Origin of the sequence: Chitinophaga dinghuensis (assembly GCF_003259435.1) — a bacterium.
GTDB classification, from domain to species: Bacteria; Bacteroidota; Bacteroidia; order Chitinophagales; family Chitinophagaceae; genus Chitinophaga; species Chitinophaga dinghuensis.
Genome location: NZ_QLMA01000012.1, coordinates 93,260 through 114,917, shown reverse-complemented (window position 1 = coordinate 114,917; position 21,658 = coordinate 93,260). Strand labels below are relative to the sequence as shown.

The 21,658-nt window shown below is 45.5% G+C and carries 17 protein-coding genes; 8 read left to right on the top strand and 9 right to left on the bottom strand.

The window, feature by feature from the left end; all coding sequences use genetic code 11:
* Positions 1-49: 49 nt before the first annotated feature.
* Positions 50-943 carry an SH3 domain-containing protein gene (locus tag CLV59_RS27850; RefSeq protein WP_111595384.1) on the bottom strand — a complete coding sequence of 298 codons (894 nt, stop codon included), beginning with the start codon at positions 941-943 and terminating at the stop codon, positions 50-52.
* Between the two features lie 167 nt (positions 944-1,110).
* Here CLV59_RS27850 and CLV59_RS27845 point away from each other — a divergent pair, with 167 nt between their 5' ends.
* The gene (locus CLV59_RS27845; RefSeq protein ID WP_211324042.1) at positions 1,111-3,477 is read left to right on the top strand and encodes a TonB-dependent receptor; all 2,367 of its coding nucleotides are present in this window, start codon (positions 1,111-1,113) and stop codon (positions 3,475-3,477) included.
* Between the two features lie 203 nt (positions 3,478-3,680).
* On the opposite strand, the gene CLV59_RS27840 is transcribed toward CLV59_RS27845, so the two are convergent.
* The 3 genes from CLV59_RS27840 to CLV59_RS27830 all read right to left on the bottom strand — a co-directional run bounded on the left by CLV59_RS27840 (position 3,681) and on the right by CLV59_RS27830 (position 5,309).
* Complete coding sequence (locus CLV59_RS27840) at positions 3,681-3,896, bottom strand: hypothetical protein (RefSeq protein WP_111595383.1); 216 nt, start codon at positions 3,894-3,896, stop codon at positions 3,681-3,683.
* 6 nt (positions 3,897-3,902) lie between these two features.
* Positions 3,903-4,625, bottom strand: a complete 723-nt coding sequence (locus CLV59_RS27835; RefSeq protein WP_111595382.1) for a hypothetical protein — start codon at positions 4,623-4,625, stop codon at positions 3,903-3,905.
* Positions 4,626-4,742: 117 nt separating this feature from the next.
* Complete coding sequence (locus CLV59_RS27830) at positions 4,743-5,309, bottom strand: hypothetical protein (protein ID WP_111595381.1); 567 nt, start codon at positions 5,307-5,309, stop codon at positions 4,743-4,745.
* Between the two features lie 321 nt (positions 5,310-5,630).
* On the opposite strand from CLV59_RS27830, the gene CLV59_RS27825 reads away from it, so the two are divergent.
* Positions 5,631-6,977 carry an outer membrane beta-barrel protein gene (locus tag CLV59_RS27825; protein ID WP_111595380.1) on the top strand — a complete coding sequence of 449 codons (1,347 nt, stop codon included), beginning with the start codon at positions 5,631-5,633 and terminating at the stop codon, positions 6,975-6,977.
* Between the two features lie 48 nt (positions 6,978-7,025).
* On the opposite strand, the gene CLV59_RS27820 is transcribed toward CLV59_RS27825, so the two are convergent.
* Complete coding sequence (locus tag CLV59_RS27820; RefSeq protein WP_111595379.1) at positions 7,026-8,375, bottom strand: sigma-54-dependent transcriptional regulator; 1,350 nt, start codon at positions 8,373-8,375, stop codon at positions 7,026-7,028.
* Between the two features lie 27 nt (positions 8,376-8,402).
* Complete coding sequence (locus CLV59_RS27815) at positions 8,403-9,479, bottom strand: histidine kinase dimerization/phospho-acceptor domain-containing protein (RefSeq protein WP_111595378.1); 1,077 nt, start codon at positions 9,477-9,479, stop codon at positions 8,403-8,405.
* Positions 9,480-9,809: 330 nt separating this feature from the next.
* Here CLV59_RS27815 and CLV59_RS27810 point away from each other — a divergent pair, with 330 nt between their 5' ends.
* On the top strand, positions 9,810-10,175 hold the full coding sequence (locus CLV59_RS27810; RefSeq protein WP_111595377.1) for a DUF4180 domain-containing protein: 366 nt from the start codon (positions 9,810-9,812) through the stop codon (positions 10,173-10,175).
* Positions 10,176-10,193: 18 nt separating this feature from the next.
* Positions 10,194-11,012: a tetratricopeptide repeat protein gene (locus CLV59_RS27805; protein ID WP_111595376.1), complete on the top strand. Its 819-nt coding sequence runs from the start codon at positions 10,194-10,196 to the stop codon at positions 11,010-11,012.
* Here CLV59_RS27805 and CLV59_RS27800 read toward each other — a convergent pair whose 3' ends face one another.
* From CLV59_RS27800 to CLV59_RS27790, 3 genes are all read right to left on the bottom strand, one after another.
* Positions 11,013-11,732 (bottom strand): metallophosphoesterase family protein, encoded by a 720-nt coding sequence (locus CLV59_RS27800; protein ID WP_111595375.1) that lies wholly within the window; start codon positions 11,730-11,732, stop codon positions 11,013-11,015.
* Positions 11,733-11,863: 131 nt separating this feature from the next.
* Positions 11,864-12,847: a biotin synthase BioB gene (gene bioB, locus CLV59_RS27795; protein ID WP_111595374.1), complete on the bottom strand. Its 984-nt coding sequence runs from the start codon at positions 12,845-12,847 to the stop codon at positions 11,864-11,866.
* Between the two features lie 33 nt (positions 12,848-12,880).
* A complete protein-coding gene (locus tag CLV59_RS27790) occupies positions 12,881-13,492 on the bottom strand; it encodes a hypothetical protein (protein WP_111595373.1) in 612 nt (203 codons plus the stop codon).
* Positions 13,493-13,613: 121 nt separating this feature from the next.
* Between CLV59_RS27790 and CLV59_RS27785 the strand changes: the two genes are divergently transcribed.
* The 4 genes from CLV59_RS27785 to CLV59_RS27770 all read left to right on the top strand — a co-directional run bounded on the left by CLV59_RS27785 (position 13,614) and on the right by CLV59_RS27770 (position 21,644).
* Entirely contained in the window at positions 13,614-15,101 is a 1,488-nt protein-coding gene (locus CLV59_RS27785) for an aminotransferase-like domain-containing protein (RefSeq protein WP_111595372.1), read from the top strand.
* A gap of 94 nt (positions 15,102-15,195) precedes the next feature.
* Positions 15,196-16,050, top strand: a complete 855-nt coding sequence (locus CLV59_RS27780) for an alpha/beta fold hydrolase (protein ID WP_111595371.1) — start codon at positions 15,196-15,198, stop codon at positions 16,048-16,050.
* A gap of 88 nt (positions 16,051-16,138) precedes the next feature.
* Positions 16,139-16,564, top strand: coding sequence for a hypothetical protein (locus CLV59_RS27775; RefSeq protein WP_146616340.1), 426 nt, complete (start codon positions 16,139-16,141; stop codon positions 16,562-16,564).
* A 43-nt stretch (positions 16,565-16,607) separates the two neighbouring features.
* On the top strand, positions 16,608-21,644 hold the full coding sequence (locus tag CLV59_RS27770) for a DUF4132 domain-containing protein (RefSeq protein ID WP_111595369.1): 5,037 nt from the start codon (positions 16,608-16,610) through the stop codon (positions 21,642-21,644).
* Positions 21,645-21,658: the final 14 nt, after the last annotated feature.

Below are 21,658 nucleotides of genomic sequence, written 5' to 3'. Positions count from 1 at the left end.
GGGGTAGGTCCGAAAATAGCAACGGGCGCTAGTGGCGCCCGTTGTGAAGTTATTTCTTTTGTTTGGTGATACGTTTATTCTCTGGGTCCCAGATATAGGTCACTTTTCCTTTTTCTGTGGTTTTCAGGATATACAATCCATCTTTGCCTACCTTATCGGTGGCTTCTTCTGTCTGCATATTCCAGATCACCATATCCGGCTGTCCTCCTTTCTCATTGGGGAATGTGAATTCCTCGGAATGATAGTATGCATCGGCATCGCCGATATTGGTTTTATCCGGGAATCTAACGAGCTGGCTATCTTTCGTAAAAGCAAAATAATAATCATAGGTAGGTATACCACATGCTTCTCCGCTGAAGGTTAACACCACAATCTGTTGTACATTGGTCAGGCCCATACCGCTCATGACTTTCCCGGTGCAATAGCCGGCGCTTTCATCATCTGGTGTGATAACGCTGCTTTTAGCGATAATAGCGCCATTCTGCACCACTTTGAGTCGTATAAAGAAACGAGGGATGGTATCCTTTGCTTTGGATGCATTGATGAAGGTACTGTCGGCACGACGTTCCACGCCATAAATGAACTTGATATCGCCACGACGCATAGGTGTGCAACTGATCAGGCCTTGCCATACGTAACCGGTGCGTTGTTCCCCGTATTTATCATAACTTATTCTCAGCCAGGGGCCAGTGATACCGCGGATGGTCAACTGTTTATCGGTGACGTCCGTAACAGTGATGTTATCGCCTGCGAACAAGGTATCCACTGCCGCTTGTTTGGTACTGGGCATGGCGCGTATAAATGCGGTATCGGAAAAGATATATCGCGCGTAGCTATCTAAACTCAGGCCCCAGACACGCATATCCGGGAAGTAGGGTTCCTGCTGGGCAAAGGCTAGTTTCCCAACGGAGATAAAAAACAATAAGAATAAAAGCTTTTTCATGGCCGCAAATATCTTAAATATGTATGGAAGGACGAAGAAATCGTGTCTGGATATTATTATAAAATTTAGATATACTTTACTGATCGGGAAAAATATCGCTCTGAAAATTTTCCCGAATTGATTAAACCTTCCTTGTGGCGCCACTTACCTTTGCGCAAATTTTTTCTATGTCGGCACTTTACAGGCAACTTATCCTGACCATGATAGTTATCTGCCCTTTCCTAGCTATGGGGCAGTCGGATGAAAACAACAAGAACGAAGGTAGTATAGCAGGACAGGTTCTTTCCAATGCCGGACAACCACTGGAGCTGGTATCTGTGTCTATCCAGCAACTGGATAAAAGTACACTGACAGACAACGAAGGAAAATATCTCCTGGAACATCTTGTTCCGGGTACCTATACCGTACGTATTCAGTTATTAGGCGCTGCAGAGAAGGATTTTCAGGTAACCGTTAGTAAAGGAGCACAAACGGTACTGGATTACCGTCTTGCGAAGGAGAATATTCAATCATTGCAGGAAGTGCGTGTAGTCGGTAACGTTAATAAATATTCCAAGAAAGAAAGTAGTTATATCAGTCGTTTACCGCTGAAAAACCTGGAAAATCCGCAGGTATATAACATTGTGCCGAAAGAGCTGATCCAGGAGCAAATGGCGCTGGATTTGGGTAGTATTTCCAAGAATGTGCCTGGCGCGGGTATTCCTATGCTGGCCAACCAGGGTCGGGTTACTTTCCGTTCCCGTGGATTTGAAACAGAACCTAATGCGCGTAATGGCGTTGCAGGGCAGGCTTTCTCGTCCATTGATCCTGCCAACCTCGAAAGAGTAGAGGCCATCAAAGGACCGTCTGCCACCCTGTTTGGCACCAATGTATCCAGCAGCTATGGCGGTTTGTATAATCGCGTTACAAAGAAACCTTATAATGGCTTTGGTGGGGAAGTGGCTTATTATGGCGGCAGCTGGAATTTCAATCGTTTAACCGTAGACGTTAATACGCCTGTCAATAAAGAAAAAACAATGCTTTTCCGCCTGAATGGGGCTACTACCTATGAGAAAAGCTTCCAGGATATGGGCTATACTAAAAGCATTAGTCTGGCTCCCAGCTTCTCTTACCAGATCACGGACAAGCTTTCTCTCTTACTGGATGTAGAGTTTGGCCAGGCGAAAGGAACCTCTGTAGTGCGTTTCAACCCTTATACCGGAGGAACCAAGAATTTGTCGATTGCCACGATGGGATTCCCTTATAACAGAATGTTCCTCAGCAATGATATGGCCTATAATACCCAGATGATGAACATTTTCGTGCAGGCGAACTACAAAATCTCCGAAAACTGGACATCCCAAACCATTGTTTCCCGTGCCAGATCTACTATTGATGGTTATATCACGGCACTCAACGGTCGTACCGATTCTACGCTGCGAGGAAACGTGATGGTAGGTAATACTGCTTTCATTGCTACGGATATACAACAAAACTTCATCGGAGATTTCAAACTGGGTAAGTTCCGCAATCGCCTGGTAGTAGGGCTCGATTACTACAACAACAGTAATTCTTTTGACAGAATTGCGGTGAACGGACCAACCGTTAATTTCATTAATCCTGGTAAGAATTATAAAGTATCCCGTTATCAAATAGATTCTCTGTTGCCTACGGGTACGCCGCGTACAGAAAACAACGGGGACGATAGCTATGCAGCATATGCTTCCGATGTATTTAATATAACAGACCGCCTGATGGCTATGATGAGTCTGCGTGTGGATTTCTATAATAACAGAGGCGTGTATAATATATCCACTGGCGTTAGAACAGGTACCTACAGTCAGACGGCTCTCTCGCCAAAATTAGGACTGGTATACCAGGTGGTGAAAGATCACGTTTCCCTGTTTGGTAGCTATATGAATGGCTTTTTCAACAAGAATGGTTCTGATTTGGAAGGCAACAGCTTTAAGCCTGAAAGAGGAAACCAGTTAGAATACGGTGTGAAGGCGGATGTGCTGAATCATCGCCTGGTGGGAACGGTGAGTTATTATGATATTGAAATCAGTAATGTGTTAAGAATAGATCCTCGTGATGTCAATTATTCTATCCAGGATGGTACGCAGCGCAGCAAAGGGATTGAAGCGGAGATTACGGCCAATCCGGTACAGGGACTCAATATCGTAGCGGGTTATGCTTATAACGACAGTAAATACCTGAAGGCTGATTCTACGGTAATAGGTCTTCGTCCTGCATTATCTGGCCCTGCTAATATGCTGAATTTCTGGGTAAGCTATAATCTGACAAAAGGCAAGCTGAAAGGCTTAGGCGTTGGCTTCGGCGGAAATGCGGGCAGCTCCTCTTTCCAAACCAATACGCAGAAAGTAAAGATTACGATTCCTTCCTATGTAATGCTGGATGCATCCATTTTTTACGATCAACCTAAGTTTCGTGTAGGCGTGAAAGTGGATAATCTGACTAGCGAGAAAGCTTGGTCTGTGCGACTCACACCACAAGCGCCGGCAAGATTTACTGGTAGTTTTGCACTGAAGTTCTAATTTTAGGGAGGGGGATCAAATGTGTAGGATACCCCCTCCTGGAATGTCGTTCCTGCGCGGATCTATTCGTCAGGGGAGGCTATTGAAGGTGATGGTAATAAAATACTCTCTGGCTCTCAAATTGAGCAAAAGTATCAAACGGTAGGGCATCCACTAAATACTTGTATTTTTATAGTAGGGTGAGAATGTAGGTAGACACGTGTCTACCTACTTAAATATTTTACTATATCTATCACATTTTTCAGCCGGTCTCTATCTGCTCCATCTAAGGTGATCATATTTTTATCTACTCCCTGATACTGAAAAATTACCTGGCCTTTTTTCTTGATCATGCCAAAATAGAGCGTAATATGAAAAGCGCCCGTATCGCAGTACTTTAGATACCCGCCATGTTCTGAGGATTCCAGTTTCTTTTCCAAGTATATTTATTTCACATCCAAACATAAATTACACCTGTATCTTATCGAGGTGAATCCTACTTTGTTATATTCTCCTGGCATTTTATCATACCAGTCGAAACGAATGATGTATAATCCTTTACGTTTTGGGAAAAATTCCGCTTTACCAAGACTATCAGTCTCCAGTTGTTTTTCCCAGTTATCGGGATTGAATATACGTAACTTGATGCCAGCTGGAACAACTTTACCATTCTGATAAACCGTGACAGCGGTCATGTCGTTATGGGTGTTGTGAAGGATATCCATATCCTGCTGGGATGGGGAAAGGAGCGTAGGTTTACCTACGGTATAAGCGCCATAAAGGTATTCAATGGGGCGAATGTTTTGCTTGCCGGGGCCAGAGCGTTCAACGACAGGTAGTTTATGACTTTCGGCAAATATCCTGTAGGAGCCATTGACAGTAGGTAGGAAGACTGCCTTCCATCCGTCTGGCTCGGCGCTCACTTTTAATGGCGTGCGAACACCTTTAGGGTCAATCACAAAAATATTGAATTCATTCCCTGCAGGCGGCGTCTCAAATTTTTCCCGCTGCCGTACGCCATGACTGTCTATTTCTCCAAAAAATATATGTATGGTGACTGCTGCTCCCACTTTTCCATTTCCGCTGATATCCAGCCAGTATCCATGTGCAAAGGTCAAAACAGGAGTTACCAGCAACAGTAGTATCCAAAAAATATGTTTCCATTTCATCCCCTAAAGGTAATCAATATAATTCGCGCCTTTGCCCTTCCTTTGCGCCTTTGCGAGAAAAAAAAGCACCTGTGAAAACAGGCGCCCATCGTTTGACTCTATATAAAAAAAGCAATTTTAACGCAACAGCCATTCCAGCTTATACATATGATGATAGCTGTCGTACGTCATTAGTTCGTTATCCTGTTTGAAATTGGTATCGATTAAATCGGCCCAGTCCTGTTTTGCAGGAAAAGCCTGTTTCAGGTTCCAGCTGGTCAGCGGGCGTATAACGCCATCGGCTGTACTAAAAAAGTAACTGAAACGATCATTGCGAAATTCCCTATTGGAAGATAAGGTCCGCTTCCGGAATAACAGCAGTTGAGGGTTCTTATTCATGATCTGGTAAGTGTCGCCGCCATGAACACAGAACACATTTCCTTCCTTCGTAGTGTATCCGAATAATTGACTTGTTGGTATGCGGGAACTATGGCCATTGTAAGACAGATCTACAAAATCTTTCGGGGCCAGCAGATGTAACTTCAGTTTCCCCGGACTTTCTGTTGATGGCCCATAGCTGGTAATGCCCTTTATATAATCTTCCTGCGTACGATATATCGCGGCGGTTTTTACCTGTGCATTCCCACTTTTTGTAAACAAACATACAACCAGAAGCAGGACAAAACTGTTTAATACTATTCTCATAGATCAGGATCTTGTTATAGGAAGATAACAGCAATCGGAGTGCCTTAGTCTCTCTATAGCATTAAATTCTGATTAAAATCAACAGGAGCGCGCAATGCAACCAATATGAAGCGTCGTTTCTCTCTACTTCCGGCCATACCGTAACCTTCCCAAAATGATAAAGTTTGTCATTTTGAATAAATGGCCACTACAGGTTTATGGTAAACGCCTCCGCTTAAAACTGCGTACAATGGCGGCTTTACAAGGAAGTGGGACGGGATCGCAGGGGTTGGACATAAATTTGAACCATCAGGCCCCAAATCGCTTAAATAAGCCAATAACATGAAAAATGGAATTTTAACTGTGCTGGTGCTGGCAAGTGCTATGACGACCGGATACGCACAGCAGGACTCAACAAAACACACGACTGTAGTGCCCGATGGTAGCAATGGAAGAAGTCTGCCTTCCCCTATTTCCTCCCCGCCTTTTCCCAGCGGCGAATGGGTAGGGGCCTCTCTGATCGGTATCCCCGCCGATGCGCCAGATTACCCGCTGACAAAAGCATTAGGACTCGCAAAAAGTAAAAGTCGCGTGAAAGTATACGGTTGGGCCAGTATAGGCGCTAACTTCAGTACTTCGCACGACTCTAATTCCCCTACTTCTTATAACCTGGTGCCCAACAATATCGTGCTGGATCAGGTCATCCTCCGCGCAGAACGTCAACCGAATACCGTGCAGCAAGATCATGTAGACTGGGGCTTCCTCGTGGATAATGTTTTCGGAACCGATTACCGTTATACCATCGCCAAAGGTATTTTCAGCGATCAGCTATTGAAAAAGAATCATCTTTATGGCTACGATCCTGCGCAGGTATACGGTATGCTCTATATTCCGAAAGTGGCCCAGGGACTAATGATTCGGGTAGGTCGGTTTATCAGTCCCGCAGATATCGAAGCGCAATGGGCCCCGGATAACTACCTGTACTCTCATTCCCTGATGTTTACAGTAGACCCTTATACCTTCACGGGCGTACATGCTGCACTGCGACTAAGCCCTTACTGGGAGGTATATCTGGGCGCTCATGGCGGTAATGACATGGCGCCATGGAGTAGCTCCAGCAGTCTGAATGGTATGGCCATGGTACGTTGGGTATCCCATAATAACCGGAACTCCATCTATGGCGGTATCAATTCTTTGGGGAAAGGAGAATATAAAGATGGGCATGATAACCTGCAAATGGTGGTCTTTACCTGGGGGCATAAATTCAGCGAGAAAGTGCATATGAACACTGAGTCCTATTATATGTGGCAGCATGATGCTGCGGTAGGTGGCACTGCAATTGAAGGGCCTGGAAAAAGATGGTTTATGGGCACTGGTTTAGGACCCACTATCACAGGGGTGGCTTCTGCCGTAGGATTGGTAAACTATCTGGAGATACAATTATCTCCCAAGAAAGATTATCTCTCTGTCCGCAATGATATGCTGAATGATCCGCAAGGTAACCGTACTGGTTTTACAACCTGTTATTCCAGTCATACTATTGGATGGGTGCATCACTTTAATTCCCTCTTCAGACTTCGCCCGGAAATCCGCTATGAGAGAGCCTGGACGAACGATGTAACTCCTTACGATAACGGTACCCGCCGGGATCAGTTTACAATCGCAATGGATGCCATTGTACGATTCTAACAAGAATATATAAACGAAAAAAGCAGGGATATATCCCTGCTTTTTCGTTTATCCTATACCGTATTCTTCCATTTTTCTATAGAGGGTAGATAGCCCTATATTCATGAGGCGCGCTGCCCTGGATTTATTCCCTTTCACATATTCCATCACCCACTTGATATGCATCTTCTCCATAACGGCCAGGTCGAAATTGCTTTGCTTTTGTCGGGCGGGACTCTTATCCAGTTTGAATTCCATGGGTAGGTCGTCTGTGGTGAGGGTAGTATGATTGGTGATAATGACAGCTCGTTCCATGGTATTTTTTAATTCCCGGATATTGCCGCGCCATTGATGCGTTTTTAGTTGCTGGAGGAATTCCGGACTCATATCCAGCACCTGCTTATTTGTTTTTCCTGCGAAGTAGCGAAGAAAATGAGCCGCGAAGGTGGGGATGTCTTCTGCCCGTTCTCTTAGAGGAGGCAGGGAGATGGTGAATACATTTAGTCGGTAGTATAAATCCTCCCGAAACCGCCCCTGTTCTATTTCTTCCTGTAAATTTCGGTTGGTGGCGGCAATAATACGTATATCCACCCGCGTTACCTTGGTATCGCCAACTTTAATGAACTCTTTGGTTTCGAGTACCCGTAATAGTTTGGCTTGCAGGTCGAGGGGCATTTCCCCGATTTCATCGAGAAATAAAGTACCATGATTGGCTTCTTCGATGAGTCCTTTTTTGTTTTTGGCGGCGCCGGTAAAAGCGCCGGCTTTATATCCGAATATTTCACTTTCCAGGATATCTTTTCCGATGGCGCTGCAATTAATAGCAAGGAAGTCTTTGTCTGCTCTTTTACTGGCTTGGTGGATGGCTTGTGCAAACATTTCTTTTCCGGTGCCGGTTTCGCCTAGTAGTAATACCGGCGCATCGCTGGGAGCCGCTTTGGCCGCCAGTTCCCGGGCCGCAGTCATGGCGGGGGAATGGCCTATGAGGCCGTGAAAAGTAGCGTATTTATTTGCAATTTTTTCCTGCAAATGTTCTACTCTGTTTTGTAAATGAACGCGCTCCATAGCCCGATGTATCAGGGGGATAATCCGGGCGTTGTCATTGCCTTTGGTGATATAGTCGAACGCACCGGCCTTTATGGCTTTCACGCTGTCGGGGATATTACCGTAGGCGGTGAGCATGATGATAGCAGTGCTGGTAGGCGCTTCGTGAATATATTCTACCAGGGAGATGCCATTTCCATCGGGCAGCATGACATCACAAAGTACGACGTCGATTTGTTCTGTTTGCAGTTGTTTCCTGGCTGCTTTCAGGTTTTCGGCGGCGAGTACGCGAAAGCCTTCCAGGGAAATAATCCTGTACAGCAGCTGGCGGAGTTTTTCTTCATCCTCCACCAGCAAAATAGTTCCGCTGTTCATGTTTTGGCGTATTGATATGTGGATAGGTTATGCTGAATGGGAGGGCGGAATGGAGGTGATTTTTTCCTCCGTGATGCCCAGTAAATCGCTGCTGATTTTTAGAATCCGATCTACATCTTCCCGAATACTGTCCAGTAAATCCTGTTGATTGGGTTGTAATGTTCCGGTGCGACTATCCTGTAGCAGACTAATACTCATCTGCATAGAAGAGATCGGGGTTTTGAGTTCATGTGAGGCTGATGCAATGAATCGTGTTTTGGCCAGTGCAAAAGCTTCCAGCGCACTGATGTCTCTCAGCACAATCACATATCCCATCGGATCTCCTTCGGTGGTGATACTGACTTTCTCCTTGATGAAAATGCCATAGCCTTCTGCACCTGGTAAAGTAATGCGTTGCTGGGTAGGAAGATTCATCAACGCAATCAGCATTTCTTCCTTTGTTTTTTGTTGTGCGGCACACAGCCTTAGCATCACATCATTCATGAAAAGGATATTATTATCCATATCATATCCCACCACCGCATCTTTCATCTGGTTAATGATGGCTTCTATGCGCGTTTTGTCTGTCTTAATTTGCTGCATTAAAACCTGAATCGGCTTTTCCACCATCGGAGGATAGGCGAAAATAAAAATGATGGAAACGCCCAGCAGTATCAGCGTGATGACGGACAGCCCTAGAATCACTTTATCAGAGTTGATGGACAATCGTTCATTCTTATGTATCACTGCCTTTTGGTTGATAGCAGATAACTGAAGAATCGACTGTCTTAATTGGGTGATAAGTTGCTGATTATTGGGCTGCTGCTGTAGCGCCTTCGCCAATGCAGCTGCGTTGGCAGTAACCGTGTCTTCACCTGGTTCGGTGATATTCAGTTGTTGCAGGCGTAGGTTCTTTTCCAAATCATCCAGTCGGACCGGACTGGATTCCATGGCCAGAAGCATGTTATTGGAAAATACGATGGACTGAAGGTTTTGGTGCATGATTAATTTGGCATCTCCGTTCAGTTTGTAAATCTGGTAGACTCCTTCCATACTGATAGCTAGCGTTAGCAGGAAGAGGAATACAAGACCCAGGGTCACTTTAGTCCTTAAATTAGACAACATATCATTGCGGTGTTAATACTTGATAATTTTGGTGCGCTAAAGGAATGCCAGTCGGCCAAAAAGTTCCGTTAAATAGTGTTAAATATTGATAATTAATTAGTTATGATGTGTTCGCTAGGAGGGCGATCAACGGAACCCTTCCATTTTGGAAGGGTATTTCCCATTTTGAAAGAGTTCCTCCCAAAGCGGCAGGTTGGGCACGGTTTTCTGTCAACAGCTTGGGGAAATACTGCTACAATAATTCAGTTTTCTATTAGGATTCTAATCTGAATAATCGATTATTTAGAATGGTTATTTATAGATTTGCTTTTTAACAGCTAATCAATAGAAATGGAAGTAATTACACATATAGCAGGGGCGTATAAGATAGCAGAATTGCAGGCAGACACGGTGCTGCTGGACAACGCAGATAACGCTTTGCAAATATTCGTGGATCTTTATTACCAGGATTACGAGCGGGTGATCGTGCATGAAAAAAATATCATTCCGGCATTTTTTGATTTATCTTCTGGTATAGCCGGCGAGATTTTGCAGAAATGTTCCAACTACAAAATGCATATGTATATAGTGGGCGACTTTGAGAAGTACCCGGGGAAGAGTATACGCGATTTTATTTTTGAAAGTAACAAAGGAAAGCTGGTCAATTTTCATCCAACTGTAGCTGCTGCATTGGAAAAATTTAATCAGGTTAAGTAATCCCTGTCTGTCACCTTTATGAAAACGATTTTCTTTATAACACTTTCCTTTTTATGTATATCAGCCTATGCACAGCAGGACCCGCTGAAGGTGCTGGCCATACAGTTAAAGAAAGAAGGAGCTGCTGCCAAACCGCGTGTACAGCAGAAAATAATTTCCGGCAAAGCCACTGGCGTTGATTTTATCAAGGCCGTATTATTGTTGGATGGCAGTAATAGCGAAGTGGCGGTAAACCTGCTTACAGAGGCTATTCCCAAGCTGCCGCCAAAAGATCCGTTATACAGAGAAGCGCTGCGTTTGCGTGCAGACGCCTATATGAAACTGGTCAACATTGACAGCGCGATTGCAGACCTGGAACGATTTCGCAAACTGGCGCCGAATGATATTTCCGGGCTGATTAACTTGTCCTACCTCTATGGCTCCAATGAAAACTATCAGATGGCGAATAGCCTACTGGAAGTGGCGTTGAAAACGGATTCAACAAACCCCAATCTATACTCCAACTTAGCCTATTATCAGGCGGAAGCGGCACAATATGATAGCGCTGTTTACTATGGTACACAAGGTATGCGGTTTGCCAAAGATCCTCAGCTCGTAGGGAGTATCCTCAATAGTATCGGTTATGCAGAAGGCATGTCTGTTTCGAAAGAGAAGGGAATGGCGGTTATCAGGAAAAGCCTGGAAGTATATCCGGATAATTCCTTTGCCTGGTTTAACATTGGCAGAATTTACCTGAGTATGAATAACAAGGATGAGGCCTGCGAAGCCTTTCGCAGAGCGAAAAGTCTGGGTGGCGTGAACCTGACCGCCGAATACCTGGAGACTTTCTGTCAATAGTTATTTACCTAAGAGAAAGTGGCCATAAAAATCAGGGATTTTACTTTGATAAATGGCGTTGGCTACTTGTATGTTGTCATAGGGAAGTTTCACTATTTTGATTGTCGGGCCTTCTGCTGTAAGAGAGATAATGGAATAGGTGGCTGCTCTGTCGGCCTCTTTACTTCTGCCTACGGCGCCGCAGTTGACGGCGTGATATCCATTGCGCGTAATGCGATGATAGGAGAGATGTGTGTGACCCATTATGATCGTGTCTGCCTGGACATCTCTGAACATCTTTTCCAAATCCTCCTCTGGATGGTTTACATAAATGTATTCCTCATTGCTGCGGGTGCTGCCATGCACTAATTGCACCCTATAACCTTCATGGGTAAACGAAATTTGTTTAGGCAAGGTGGCCAGCCATTCTTTGTTGGCAGGGGTAATACATTCTTTGGAATAGGCGATGGCTGTTTGTCGGTGAGCAGTTTCTGTTTCATCATGGTGAGGCAGTGGGATTACCGGGTGGCCGAAGGCGATGCGTTCGTCATGGTTGCCCATCAGGCAGGGAATGCCGCGACTCCGGATTACCTCAATCACTTCATTTCCCCAGGGCGCAAAGTCGACCAGATCCCCCAGGCAGTATACCTCCTGAATGTTCCTTTGCGCAATATCTTCCAGTACCGCTTCTAATGCAGGCAGGTTGGCATGTACGTCGCTGAAGACGGCTATCTGCTTCATTCCTTTTTTTGAGTGCTAAGGTAACTGGTAGGTATATACTGAAATGGTATATTTTCTGGCTTTTTTTGTAAAAATCAATAAAAAAGGCTGGCACTTTAGTAAGTGCCAGCCGAATATGAAAGCATTCCTGATTAGCAGGAACTAACTGTTTTTTTATTTTCCATTGGTTTCAGACCCAGGTTCTCGAACATCTGCATATCTTCAGAAACGCCTGGATTTGGCGTTACCAGTAATGTCTGGCGTTCGCCGGTGAAGATGGAATTAGCGCCTGCCATGAAGCACCATGCTTGTTCTGCTTCGGTCATTTCAATACGGCCTGCGCTCAAACGCACTACAGATGCAGGCATCACAATACGTGCGGTGGCAATCATACGTACCATTTCCCAGATATCCACTTTTGGATTGTTCTCCAGTGGCGTACCTTTTACGCGTGCAAGTGCGTTAACAGGTACGGATTCCGGATGCTTAGGCATGGTGGCCAGTGTCAGGAGCATGGCCATGCGGTCGGCATGGGTTTCTCCCAGTCCGATGATACCGCCGGAACATACGGTGATCCCTGCTTTGCGTACGTTATTGATAGTATTGATACGGTTATCGAATTTCCGGGTGGATATGATCTCTTTGTAATAATCTTCTGAGGTATCCAGGTTGTGGTTGTAAGCGTACAAACCGGCTTCCTGCAGGCGTTGTGCTTGTTCTTCTGTCAGCATACCGAGGGTGCAGCATACTTCCATGCCCAGTTCATTTACGCCTTTTACCATATCGATTACACGGTCAAAGTCGCGGTTATCGCGTACTTCTCTCCAGGCAGCGGCCATACAGAAACGGGTGGACCCTGTTTCCTTTGCTTTTTGTGCGTGTGCAATCACGGTTTCTGTGGGCAGTAACGCCTGTACTTTAATATCGGTATGGTATCTGGCAGCCTGTCCGCAATAGGAGCAGTCTTCCGGACATCCGCCGGTTTTGATAGACAGGAGGGTACATACCTGTACTTCATCTGCTTTATGATATTCCCTGTGCACGGTGGCAGCTTTGTAAATGAGTTCCATTAACGGGAGATCATATATTTCCTGGATCTCTGTTTTGGTCCAGTCGTGTCTGATAGCTGATGTCATAACTTCCTTATAGATTTGAAATGTCGTATATGCTTATGCGTAAATTTGAATATCTGATTCGATGGCGGCCATCCAGTTGATAAACAGTTGTTGTTCCAGGGCCTGTACTTGCTGGGCATGCGTTTCCCAGTCTGGCGAGAAGGTTTTCAGTTGTGCCATCATTTCTTCGAGGTGACCTTCTTCTTCCACGATGATGGAGCGTACCATTACTTTGCTGCCCACTTTGTCGAGTGCCTGTTGGTAAACAGGATACAGCGCGTCTGCCCTTACTTCTATCGCGTAGGTAACAAACAGATAGGCAGCATATTTCAATGCTTGTCCGTTTAGTCCGAATGTTTGTTTCAGGTAGCGGCAGGTCTGCACATCTAGTTGATGCAGGTAGTGCTTAGTGGCAAATGGCGCCAGCAGGGAGCTATTCCCGTAGTCCGGGCAGGCCTGTGGATCGAGCTTTCCGATTTGCTTTTTCAGGTAATAGGCATGACGGTGTTCTTCGGCGGCATGTTTCAGTTGAATGATATCGACTTTTGTCTTGTCTTCACAGGCGGAAATTTTCCGTGCGCCGGCATTTTCCATAAAGGATAATGTGTTTAACCACCTGGTATGCAATTCATTATGTTCAACAATATGTTGCAGGAGAGGAGACATATATTTCTTATTTCGATTCAAATGTAGTGGCTGGCCGGGCTATCTAACTAGGCCGGATCGTATATTTCTGGTAGTCCGGATGAAATATGCTAAATTGCCGGACTATTTAAAATGGAGAAATATGAATAGTCCGGTAGAGGCGCCATATAAGAGTTTTGTTTCGATAGACCGCCAGTCCACGACAGCTGTTTATCTCCAGATAGCCAACCAGCTAATCAATGCTATTCAGCGCGGTTTCCTCCAGGCAGGAACCCGTCTTCCCGGTACCCGCAGCTTCAGTGAGCTGCTACAGGTACACCGGAACACCATTGTAGCGGTATACGAAGAGCTGGATGCCCAGGGATGGGTAGAAACAAGACCGAATAAAGGCACCTTTATCATCGGGAAAATAGATGCCCGCCCACAGAAAATCCGTGCCGCTACCGAAACGCAGCTGGTACAGTATCCCAAAGTGACGGGATTTTCCTTCCGTAAATCCAGTCTCCTCGATAACCCCTTCGAACATGCTGCCTGCGATTATATCTTCAATGATGGTACGCCGGATATCCGCCTGACCCAGGTGGCACAGTTATCCAGTCTGTATACCGCCAACCTGAAAAGGAAAAGCAATCATAAAAAACTGGGCTATTACAACCAGGATGGCAGTGAATTCTTCAAACGGAACCTCTCCAATTACCTCAATCTATCCCGGGGCCTGCATATCTCCAATGATAATATCCTCATTACCCGCAGCACGGAAATGAGCGTATACATCACAGCGGAAATCCTGCTTTCCAAAGATGATATTGTGCTGGTAGGCGCGCTCAGCTATTTTTCGGTGAATATGATCTTTCAGAAATCAGGAGCGCGCATTATGCCGGTGCCCATTGATGAAGAAGGTATTGATGTGGAAGCGGTACGTCGTATTTGCGAACGGCATACGATCCGTATGTTGTATATCACGCCGCATCACCATTATCCCACTACGGTTACTTTGAGCGCCCAGCGACGGCTCCAACTGCTGGAACTGGCGGCTGTTTACGGCTTCATTATCCTGGAGGATGATTATGATTACGATTTCCATTATGATAAAACGCCGGTATTACCATTGGCCAGTGCTGATAAAAACGGTATGGTGGTGTATATCGGGGCATTCGGTAAATCCCTCGCTCCGGGCTTCAGAACAGGGTTTATTGTAGCGCCGGAAGACCTTATGGGGGAAATGCGCAAGCATCTCGGCATCATCGACCGGCAGGGGGATATCCTGATGGAACAGGTACTGGGCGAGATGATTGAAGAAGGCGTTATTCATCGGTATCTTAAAAAATCGCTGAAAGTATACCAGGAAAGGAGAGACCATTTTGTAGCGCAACTGGAAGAACATCTGGGCGATTATATGACGTTCAGAAAACCGGCAGGAGGACTGGCTGTCTGGACACAATGGAAACAACCGGTAAACCTCTTGTCACTGGCGAAAGAATGCGCGAAAAACGACCTCTTCATTCCGAAAACCTTATTGTATCAGCATAAAGACCTCACGGCTATGCGACTTGGATTTGGCCATCTGACTACGAAAGAGGCACAGGAGAGTATTGCTATATTAAAACATAGTTTGCTTACCCAACTATAAATTGACTGATTTGCCCCCAAAATTGGCGTTAATACCCCCTGTCCGGAAATTTTCTATCCGTCATCTTTGTAGTGTCAAATATGTACGCATCCAAATGAAAACGATCCATCTTCTTTTTGTTACACTCTTATTAACGCTTTTATCCATGATCAGCACTGCACAGACCCCGGTACAGACTAAAACCGGATATGCTCCGGTAAACGGTTTAAAAATATATTATGAAATTCATGGGGAAGGAACCCCGCTACTGCTGCTGCATGGCAGCTTTATGAATGGAGCAATGACTTTCGGCTCCATGATCCCGGAGCTGGCCAAACATCACAAAGTGATTGTAATGGATATGCAAGGCCATGGCCATACGGCAGATGGCTCCAGGGATTTTTCTTTTCCTCATTTCGCGGAAGATGCCGCTGCACTGTTACAATACCTGCATATACAGCAAGCGGATGTGGTAGGTTATAGTTTAGGCGCCACCGTTGGACTGCAACTAGCCATCCTGTATCCCGAAAAAGTGCGTAAACTGGTGTTCATTTCTTCTGCCTACAACAATAACGGCTGGATTCCTTCGACAAAAGAAGCGTTTGCATCCCTCAGCCCGGAAATGCTTACCAATACGCCGCTGAAGGCGGCATATGATGCTGTGGCGCCGGATACGGCTCACTGGCATTCCTTTCTTGAGCGCATGATAAGTTTCGAACAAAAACCTTTCGATCTGGGCAAAGAAAATCTGAAAAAAGTGAAAGTGCCGGTACTCATTATTAAAGGCGATAATGACGGGATCGACTATACGCATATGGCAGAAATGTACACGATGCTGGGTGGTGGCGTATTTGGCGATATGGTACCTATGCCAGCTTCCCAGTTGGCAGTATTACCCGCCGCTTCCCATACCGGGATCATCATGATGCCCGATAAACTGCTGTCGCTCATCACGCCATTCCTGCAATAATTCAGTATATATCATTATCTTAGCGGTAAGAAGTCATGCAACTTCTTACCGCTTTTTTTATATTTTCGTTGTTACCCAACTTTTTGAAATGAACCTAATAGTGAATGTAAAACAGTTAGGACGGAAGCATGCACTGATTGCAAATAAGACCTTAGAGATTGATGATATCGGCGTTAACCCAACCTTGGAAACACTCATTCTCGCCGTTGTAAAACAGCAGGTCGAAGCATACAATCAACGCCCGAAAGACCGGCACGTGCTTCCATTCCTAAGTACAGACGAAATCGCCACACAGGCGGCCACCGGAAAAGTGGACTTCGGTATCAATTACAATGAAACAGTAGCCAACACAAAGGAGGCACAGGAAACCGCATTACTCGCCTTTAAAGACGGGATGTTTGCCGTATTTGCCGACGATAGGGAGATACAATCCCTCGAAGAGGAAATTACACTGGAATCCACTACTGTTATGACTTTTATCCGCCTGACCTTCTTGGCCGGCAGCTATTGGTAATGGCTTGTTTTAACCCTTTATATCATTTTAATCATACCTTAACATGGAGACAAAAGTATTATTGAAAGACTGGGAAGTTCCCGGCTTCAGAAAAACATTGGTTGACACCCTGAAAGCTGTTTATAAAGGCAGCGAATCCCACCCACTATTAAACCCGTCTTCCGCAAAAGCAGGACTGGTACTGATGAACGAAGACGAAGAATTCCAACCCGCTCCCAACCAATATCCTCCGAATAAATTTTCGTATGGGGATGATCGTTACGAATTCTTTGTTAAATACCTTGGAAATGACGACTGGGAAGGCACTGAGAAAGAAGGATTGCTGACCTTCTTCTTCGGACCGGAATGGATGCCCTACGCAAAATATGCATGGAGTCAAATCCGTTTCCGCAGTTACCAACGCAGTTACTACCGCCGATCTTTCCGCGCACCCAACAATAGGGAGCTGTACTTAGCGAATCAGTTGAATTTCCTGCAATCCGCTATCCTCCAGGCACATATCCAGGAGTATTACACACCGGAGAAAGCCACTTGTTATAAAATGACTTTAGTCGAACAAGTGAGGTATAGCTTTGCGCTGGGCGGCGATAACATGATTCTGATCTGGGCAGCCGCACTGGACGCTGGCGATGAAGCATTATTCCAGGTATTTGAAGATATCGTTTACAATAAAGACAGCCTTGGAAAAATGACCGCTCAGGTCCTGAAAGCGTTGCTGAACAGTGAAAAAGAAAAGTGCTGGCAACTGGTGGAAAAACTGCTGCTGGCGGCACAGCGACAAGAAGGCTTGCGACAAACTATCACCGAATCCCTGGATGAATGCAGTCTCGGCGCGATGAAATACATGATGAAAGTAATCATCGATGAAAAGCTGTACCGCTTCTCCGGCGTAGTGCGTGCCCTCGACGTTTGGGCCGGCCTCGGTTGGTTAGTGGAAAAAGATACTACAGTGAAAACCTTCTTCGAAAAAGGGTTTCACTATCTGACCAATCCACAGGATATTCCAGCTGCTATCGACAGTCCTAATAACGGGGACGTATATATGGCGCTTTGGGCACTGGGAATTATGGATGTACAAAATACCCTGCCTTTCCTCGCTAAACTATTGACCACCGGCAATTCAGAGAAACAATGTCTTGCAGTGAAATTCGCAAATGAATCCAGTCACTTCAACCTGGACATGCCAATTTTCGAAAAGGCATTGGCCAGTGATGATATTGCCGTACTGGGCCTTGCAGTGAGCAGTATCACCACCCTGGTACAATATAATAAATCGCATTACAGCAGACACTATCCCAACTTGTTTGATCAGTTGCATCAGGTGCTGATTCGTGTAAAAGAAAAAGCGAAAACAGTTACTGGTAAAGTGTTTTCATGGACCATCATTCAGTATGACCGTAACCATGTATTACAGGCCATGAGCTACCTTTTCAACAATGATCCTGCGAAACTGGATATTCTCCTCTCTTATTTTGAAGAGATGGATGTACAAATGAGGGAAAGACTCACCCATATTGTATTACCTGGTTACTCAGAGTATCATTGGGAAAGAGCAGAAAAGAAACCTGTGACGCCGCTGCAAAGAGATTATGCTTTCCGTATTCTGAAAGATCGTGGGGAGTTCAATGTGAAAGTGGCTTTCCGCGTTATCAATACATTGGAACTAACGTTGGAAGATCTCCAGATTTTTGTAGAGATGCTCAAGCGTAAAAGCGCCAATGTGCGTGCCAGCATCATTCCTATCATTGTAAAGCAACCAGATTCCATGGTTACAAACCTCACGGGACAGTTGCTACAAGGAGATGCAGAACAACGTACGGCAGGGCTGGATGTGGCTATGCAGTTAAAGAAAGCAGGCCGCGTACCAGAACAAATCGTAACCTGGGCAGAAGAATTCAGTAGCAGGAAAAATATCGCACAGAAAGAAGAAATCCTGCTCACACAGCTGAAAGCTGCCGACGGGGCCCTGATGTTGACAGCAGAAAATGGCTTCTCGCTGTATAATCCTGCCAATATTGTACGTACCGCATTGCCCCCCATTCGCCCTGAGAACATATATGAGCAATTGCTGGCTAAGAATGCCTTTGGCTTGTCTATGTCTGTGGAAAAGGTCAGAGCAGCCATCACTGATTTGTATAATGTTTATCTGGCCCATGGTAATCATGAATACGAAGTAGAGAGCTGGGACGGTTCCAGGAATACCATTATCCTCTCCAATTCCTTCCAGAGTAACAAACCATACAATTATAAATTTGCCACGAAGGAAGAAGAGTTCAATGCTTATCCGTTGCCGGAAGTATGGGAGGCCTGGTATAAGGCATCCGGATTAACGGACATGGACTTATATATCATTGGCGTACTGGCGCAGGATAAAAAAGATGTGGTGCCAGAGAAATGGCGTCCGCTGATTCAGAACATTCCTTCCAAGAGCGCTCTGATGCCGCAGGAAATCGTGGATAAATTCAGGTACAGAAACCCGATGCAAAGCATTATTGCTGTGCTGCTGTTCGTACATCCGCCTGCTGATAAATACGAGTGGCTGATAGGAGCTTGCACCCGCCTCTTTGCGAGTCTGCCGGAAGATTACCTGACAGCAAAAGATCCGGAAGAACCTCGTCATTTCTATAAGAATGGCATGGGCTGGCAGTCGACCCATACGATGGGAATATTCCTGGATTCCTTTAATTCAAAAGAATTAGCTGAGCATCAGGTACAGGATGTCTGGCAAATATATCGCTGGCGCCAGTACAGTGGACGCCCTGAAAATATAATGCCTTGCAATCCGCCACTGGGTCTTATCTGCCGGGCTTTTCAGGCGGGTATTATTAATGAAGACGAGTTGTACGATGGACTGATGGATACTGATTATCTGCATCAGTTATCTACCAATAAATACGGTAAACAATATAAGACCTGGTTTGAAACATATCCGTTCCTGACGTCTTATTTCAATCGTATCCGTGAAACCTTCCTGGATGCGGAATTGAAACGTGGAGATAGCGCTACCAGTATTACCATGAAGGTGCAGCAGTTTGGCCATATCTTCGGCATTAACCGTTTCTTCGAGTTATTGACAGGATTAGGGAAGACGAATCTCTACCGAGGCTATGTCTACTCCGCTGATTCCAAAGAGTATAACAAAACAGAACTCTTTAGCGTACTCATAAAAAGATGTTATCCTGCTGAAGGCGATACCCAGGATATTTTTAATAAAGCAGCGAAAGCCGCTCAGCTGCCGGAACAGCGCCTGATCGATGCAGCGGTTTACGCGCCGCACTGGCAGAAATATATCAGCAGCTTCCTCGGCTGGAAAGGCCTGGACTCCGCTATCTGGTGGATGCACGCACATACGAAATCCTCCGGTTACAATGAACAGAATGCAGAAGCAGAAAGCGAAATTGCAAAATATTCTGCGGTAGATTTACAAGACTTCAAAGACGGAGCAGTAGATAAAGACTGGTTCCAGCGCGCCTATAAAGAATTAGGAAAAGACCGCTGGCAGATGGTCTACGATGCTGCCAAATATATCAGCGATGGCAACGCGCACAGACGGGCACGCCTATACGCAGATGTGATCATCGGTGATCTCAAACTGAAAGAAGTAACTGCCAAAGTAAAAGATAAACGCGATCAGGATTATCTCCGCTTATATGGACTGGTTACGCTGGCCAAAGCCAATCCGCAGAAAGATGTACTGTCAAGATATCAGGTACTCCAGCAATTCCATAAAGAAACCAAGCAATTCGGTTCTCAGAAACAGACCAGTGAAAACCTCGCTTATCGTATTGCCATGGAAAACCTGGCCCGTAATGCCGGATACACCGATCCATTACGACTCAGCTGGGCAATGGAAACCAAGCAGGTACAGGAAATCATGGCTGCAAATACCCAGATTCAGCTGGATGATGTGGCCATTGGACTGATTATAGACGAAGAAGGCATGGCAGATGTAGTAGCCTTTAAAGGCGATAAACAACTCAAAGCCATTCCGCCTAAATATAAAAAGGATAAAAAAGTACTGGAGCTGTTAGATTACAGGAAAACCCTCCGTGAACAGTTTAGCCGTTCCCGTAAGGCGCTGGAAGATGCGATGGTAAGAGCGGACGTCTTCACCAAATCTGAGCTGGAAGCCTTATTCGGACATCCTGTTATCAGCAAACATCTGGAAAAACTGATATTCATTTCCGGCGATAAACTCGGCTTCTGGCGTAATGGGAAACTCTCCGACGCTAACGGCAAGGAACATACGCTAGAAGATAAGGCAGACCTGCGCATCGCCCATTGTACTGATTTATATGCCTCCGGCCAATGGAGCGGATATCAGCACTATTGCTTTACACAGAGTCTGCAACAACCATTCAAACAAATATTCCGGGAGCTCTACCTGCCACTGGAAGAAGAGCTGAAAGAAAATACCATTTCCCGCAGATATGCCGGTCACCAGGTACAACCATCACAAACAGTAGCGCTGTTGAAAAGTCGCGGTTGGAAAGTGGATTACCAGGAAGGTCTGCAGAAAGTCTTCCATAAGCATGCATTTGTCGCGAAACTATACGCGATGGCGGATTGGTTCTCTCCGGCAGATGTGGAAAGTCCAACCCTGGAAACTATCGAGTTCCATTATCTGAAAACAGGAAAATCCGTTCCATTTGCTGAAATCCCTTCTCATATCTTCAGTGAAGTGATGCGGGATATAGACCTGGTGGTAAGTGTGGCGCATGTAGGCGGCGTAGATCCGGAAGCAAGTCATTCTTCCATAGAGTTGCGTAAGGTACTCGTGGAAGAGTCAGCGCGACTCTTCAAACTGAGGAACGTAACGGTGAAAGGAAATCATGTCTTTATCAAAGGTCATTACGGGGAATACAGTGTGCATCTGGGTAGTGCGGTAGTGCACCAATTGCCGGGCAACTACCTGTCTATCTTACCGGTTCACTCTCAGCACAGAGGACGTATCTTCCTGCCATTTGTAGATGATGATCCAAGATCATCAGAGCTGATTTCTAAAGTACTGCTGCTGGCACGTGATAAGGAAATCCAGGATCCTACTGTATTACGGCAGTTGTCAATTGCTGCTAAATAAACCTTACCCATGAT

Coding starts and splice junctions, on each gene's coding strand:
- CLV59_RS27850 (WP_111595384.1), bottom strand. CDS start 943: ATGAAAAAGCTTTTATTCTTATTGTTTTTTATCTCCGTTGGGAAACTA.
- CLV59_RS27845 (WP_211324042.1), top strand. CDS start 1,111: ATGTCGGCACTTTACAGGCAACTTATCCTGACCATGATAGTTATCTGC.
- CLV59_RS27835 (WP_111595382.1), bottom strand. CDS start 4,625: ATGAAATGGAAACATATTTTTTGGATACTACTGTTGCTGGTAACTCCT.
- CLV59_RS27830 (WP_111595381.1), bottom strand. CDS start 5,309: ATGAGAATAGTATTAAACAGTTTTGTCCTGCTTCTGGTTGTATGTTTG.
- CLV59_RS27825 (WP_111595380.1), top strand. CDS start 5,631: ATGAAAAATGGAATTTTAACTGTGCTGGTGCTGGCAAGTGCTATGACG.
- CLV59_RS27820 (WP_111595379.1), bottom strand. CDS start 8,375: ATGAACAGCGGAACTATTTTGCTGGTGGAGGATGAAGAAAAACTCCGC.
- CLV59_RS27815 (WP_111595378.1), bottom strand. CDS start 9,479: ATGTTGTCTAATTTAAGGACTAAAGTGACCCTGGGTCTTGTATTCCTC.
- CLV59_RS27810 (WP_111595377.1), top strand. CDS start 9,810: ATGGAAGTAATTACACATATAGCAGGGGCGTATAAGATAGCAGAATTG.
- CLV59_RS27805 (WP_111595376.1), top strand. CDS start 10,194: ATGAAAACGATTTTCTTTATAACACTTTCCTTTTTATGTATATCAGCC.
- CLV59_RS27800 (WP_111595375.1), bottom strand. CDS start 11,732: ATGAAGCAGATAGCCGTCTTCAGCGACGTACATGCCAACCTGCCTGCA.
- bioB (WP_111595374.1), bottom strand. CDS start 12,847: ATGACATCAGCTATCAGACACGACTGGACCAAAACAGAGATCCAGGAA.
- CLV59_RS27790 (WP_111595373.1), bottom strand. CDS start 13,492: ATGTCTCCTCTCCTGCAACATATTGTTGAACATAATGAATTGCATACC.
- CLV59_RS27785 (WP_111595372.1), top strand. CDS start 13,614: ATGAATAGTCCGGTAGAGGCGCCATATAAGAGTTTTGTTTCGATAGAC.
- CLV59_RS27780 (WP_111595371.1), top strand. CDS start 15,196: ATGAAAACGATCCATCTTCTTTTTGTTACACTCTTATTAACGCTTTTA.
- CLV59_RS27775 (WP_146616340.1), top strand. CDS start 16,139: ATGAACCTAATAGTGAATGTAAAACAGTTAGGACGGAAGCATGCACTG.
- CLV59_RS27770 (WP_111595369.1), top strand. CDS start 16,608: ATGGAGACAAAAGTATTATTGAAAGACTGGGAAGTTCCCGGCTTCAGA.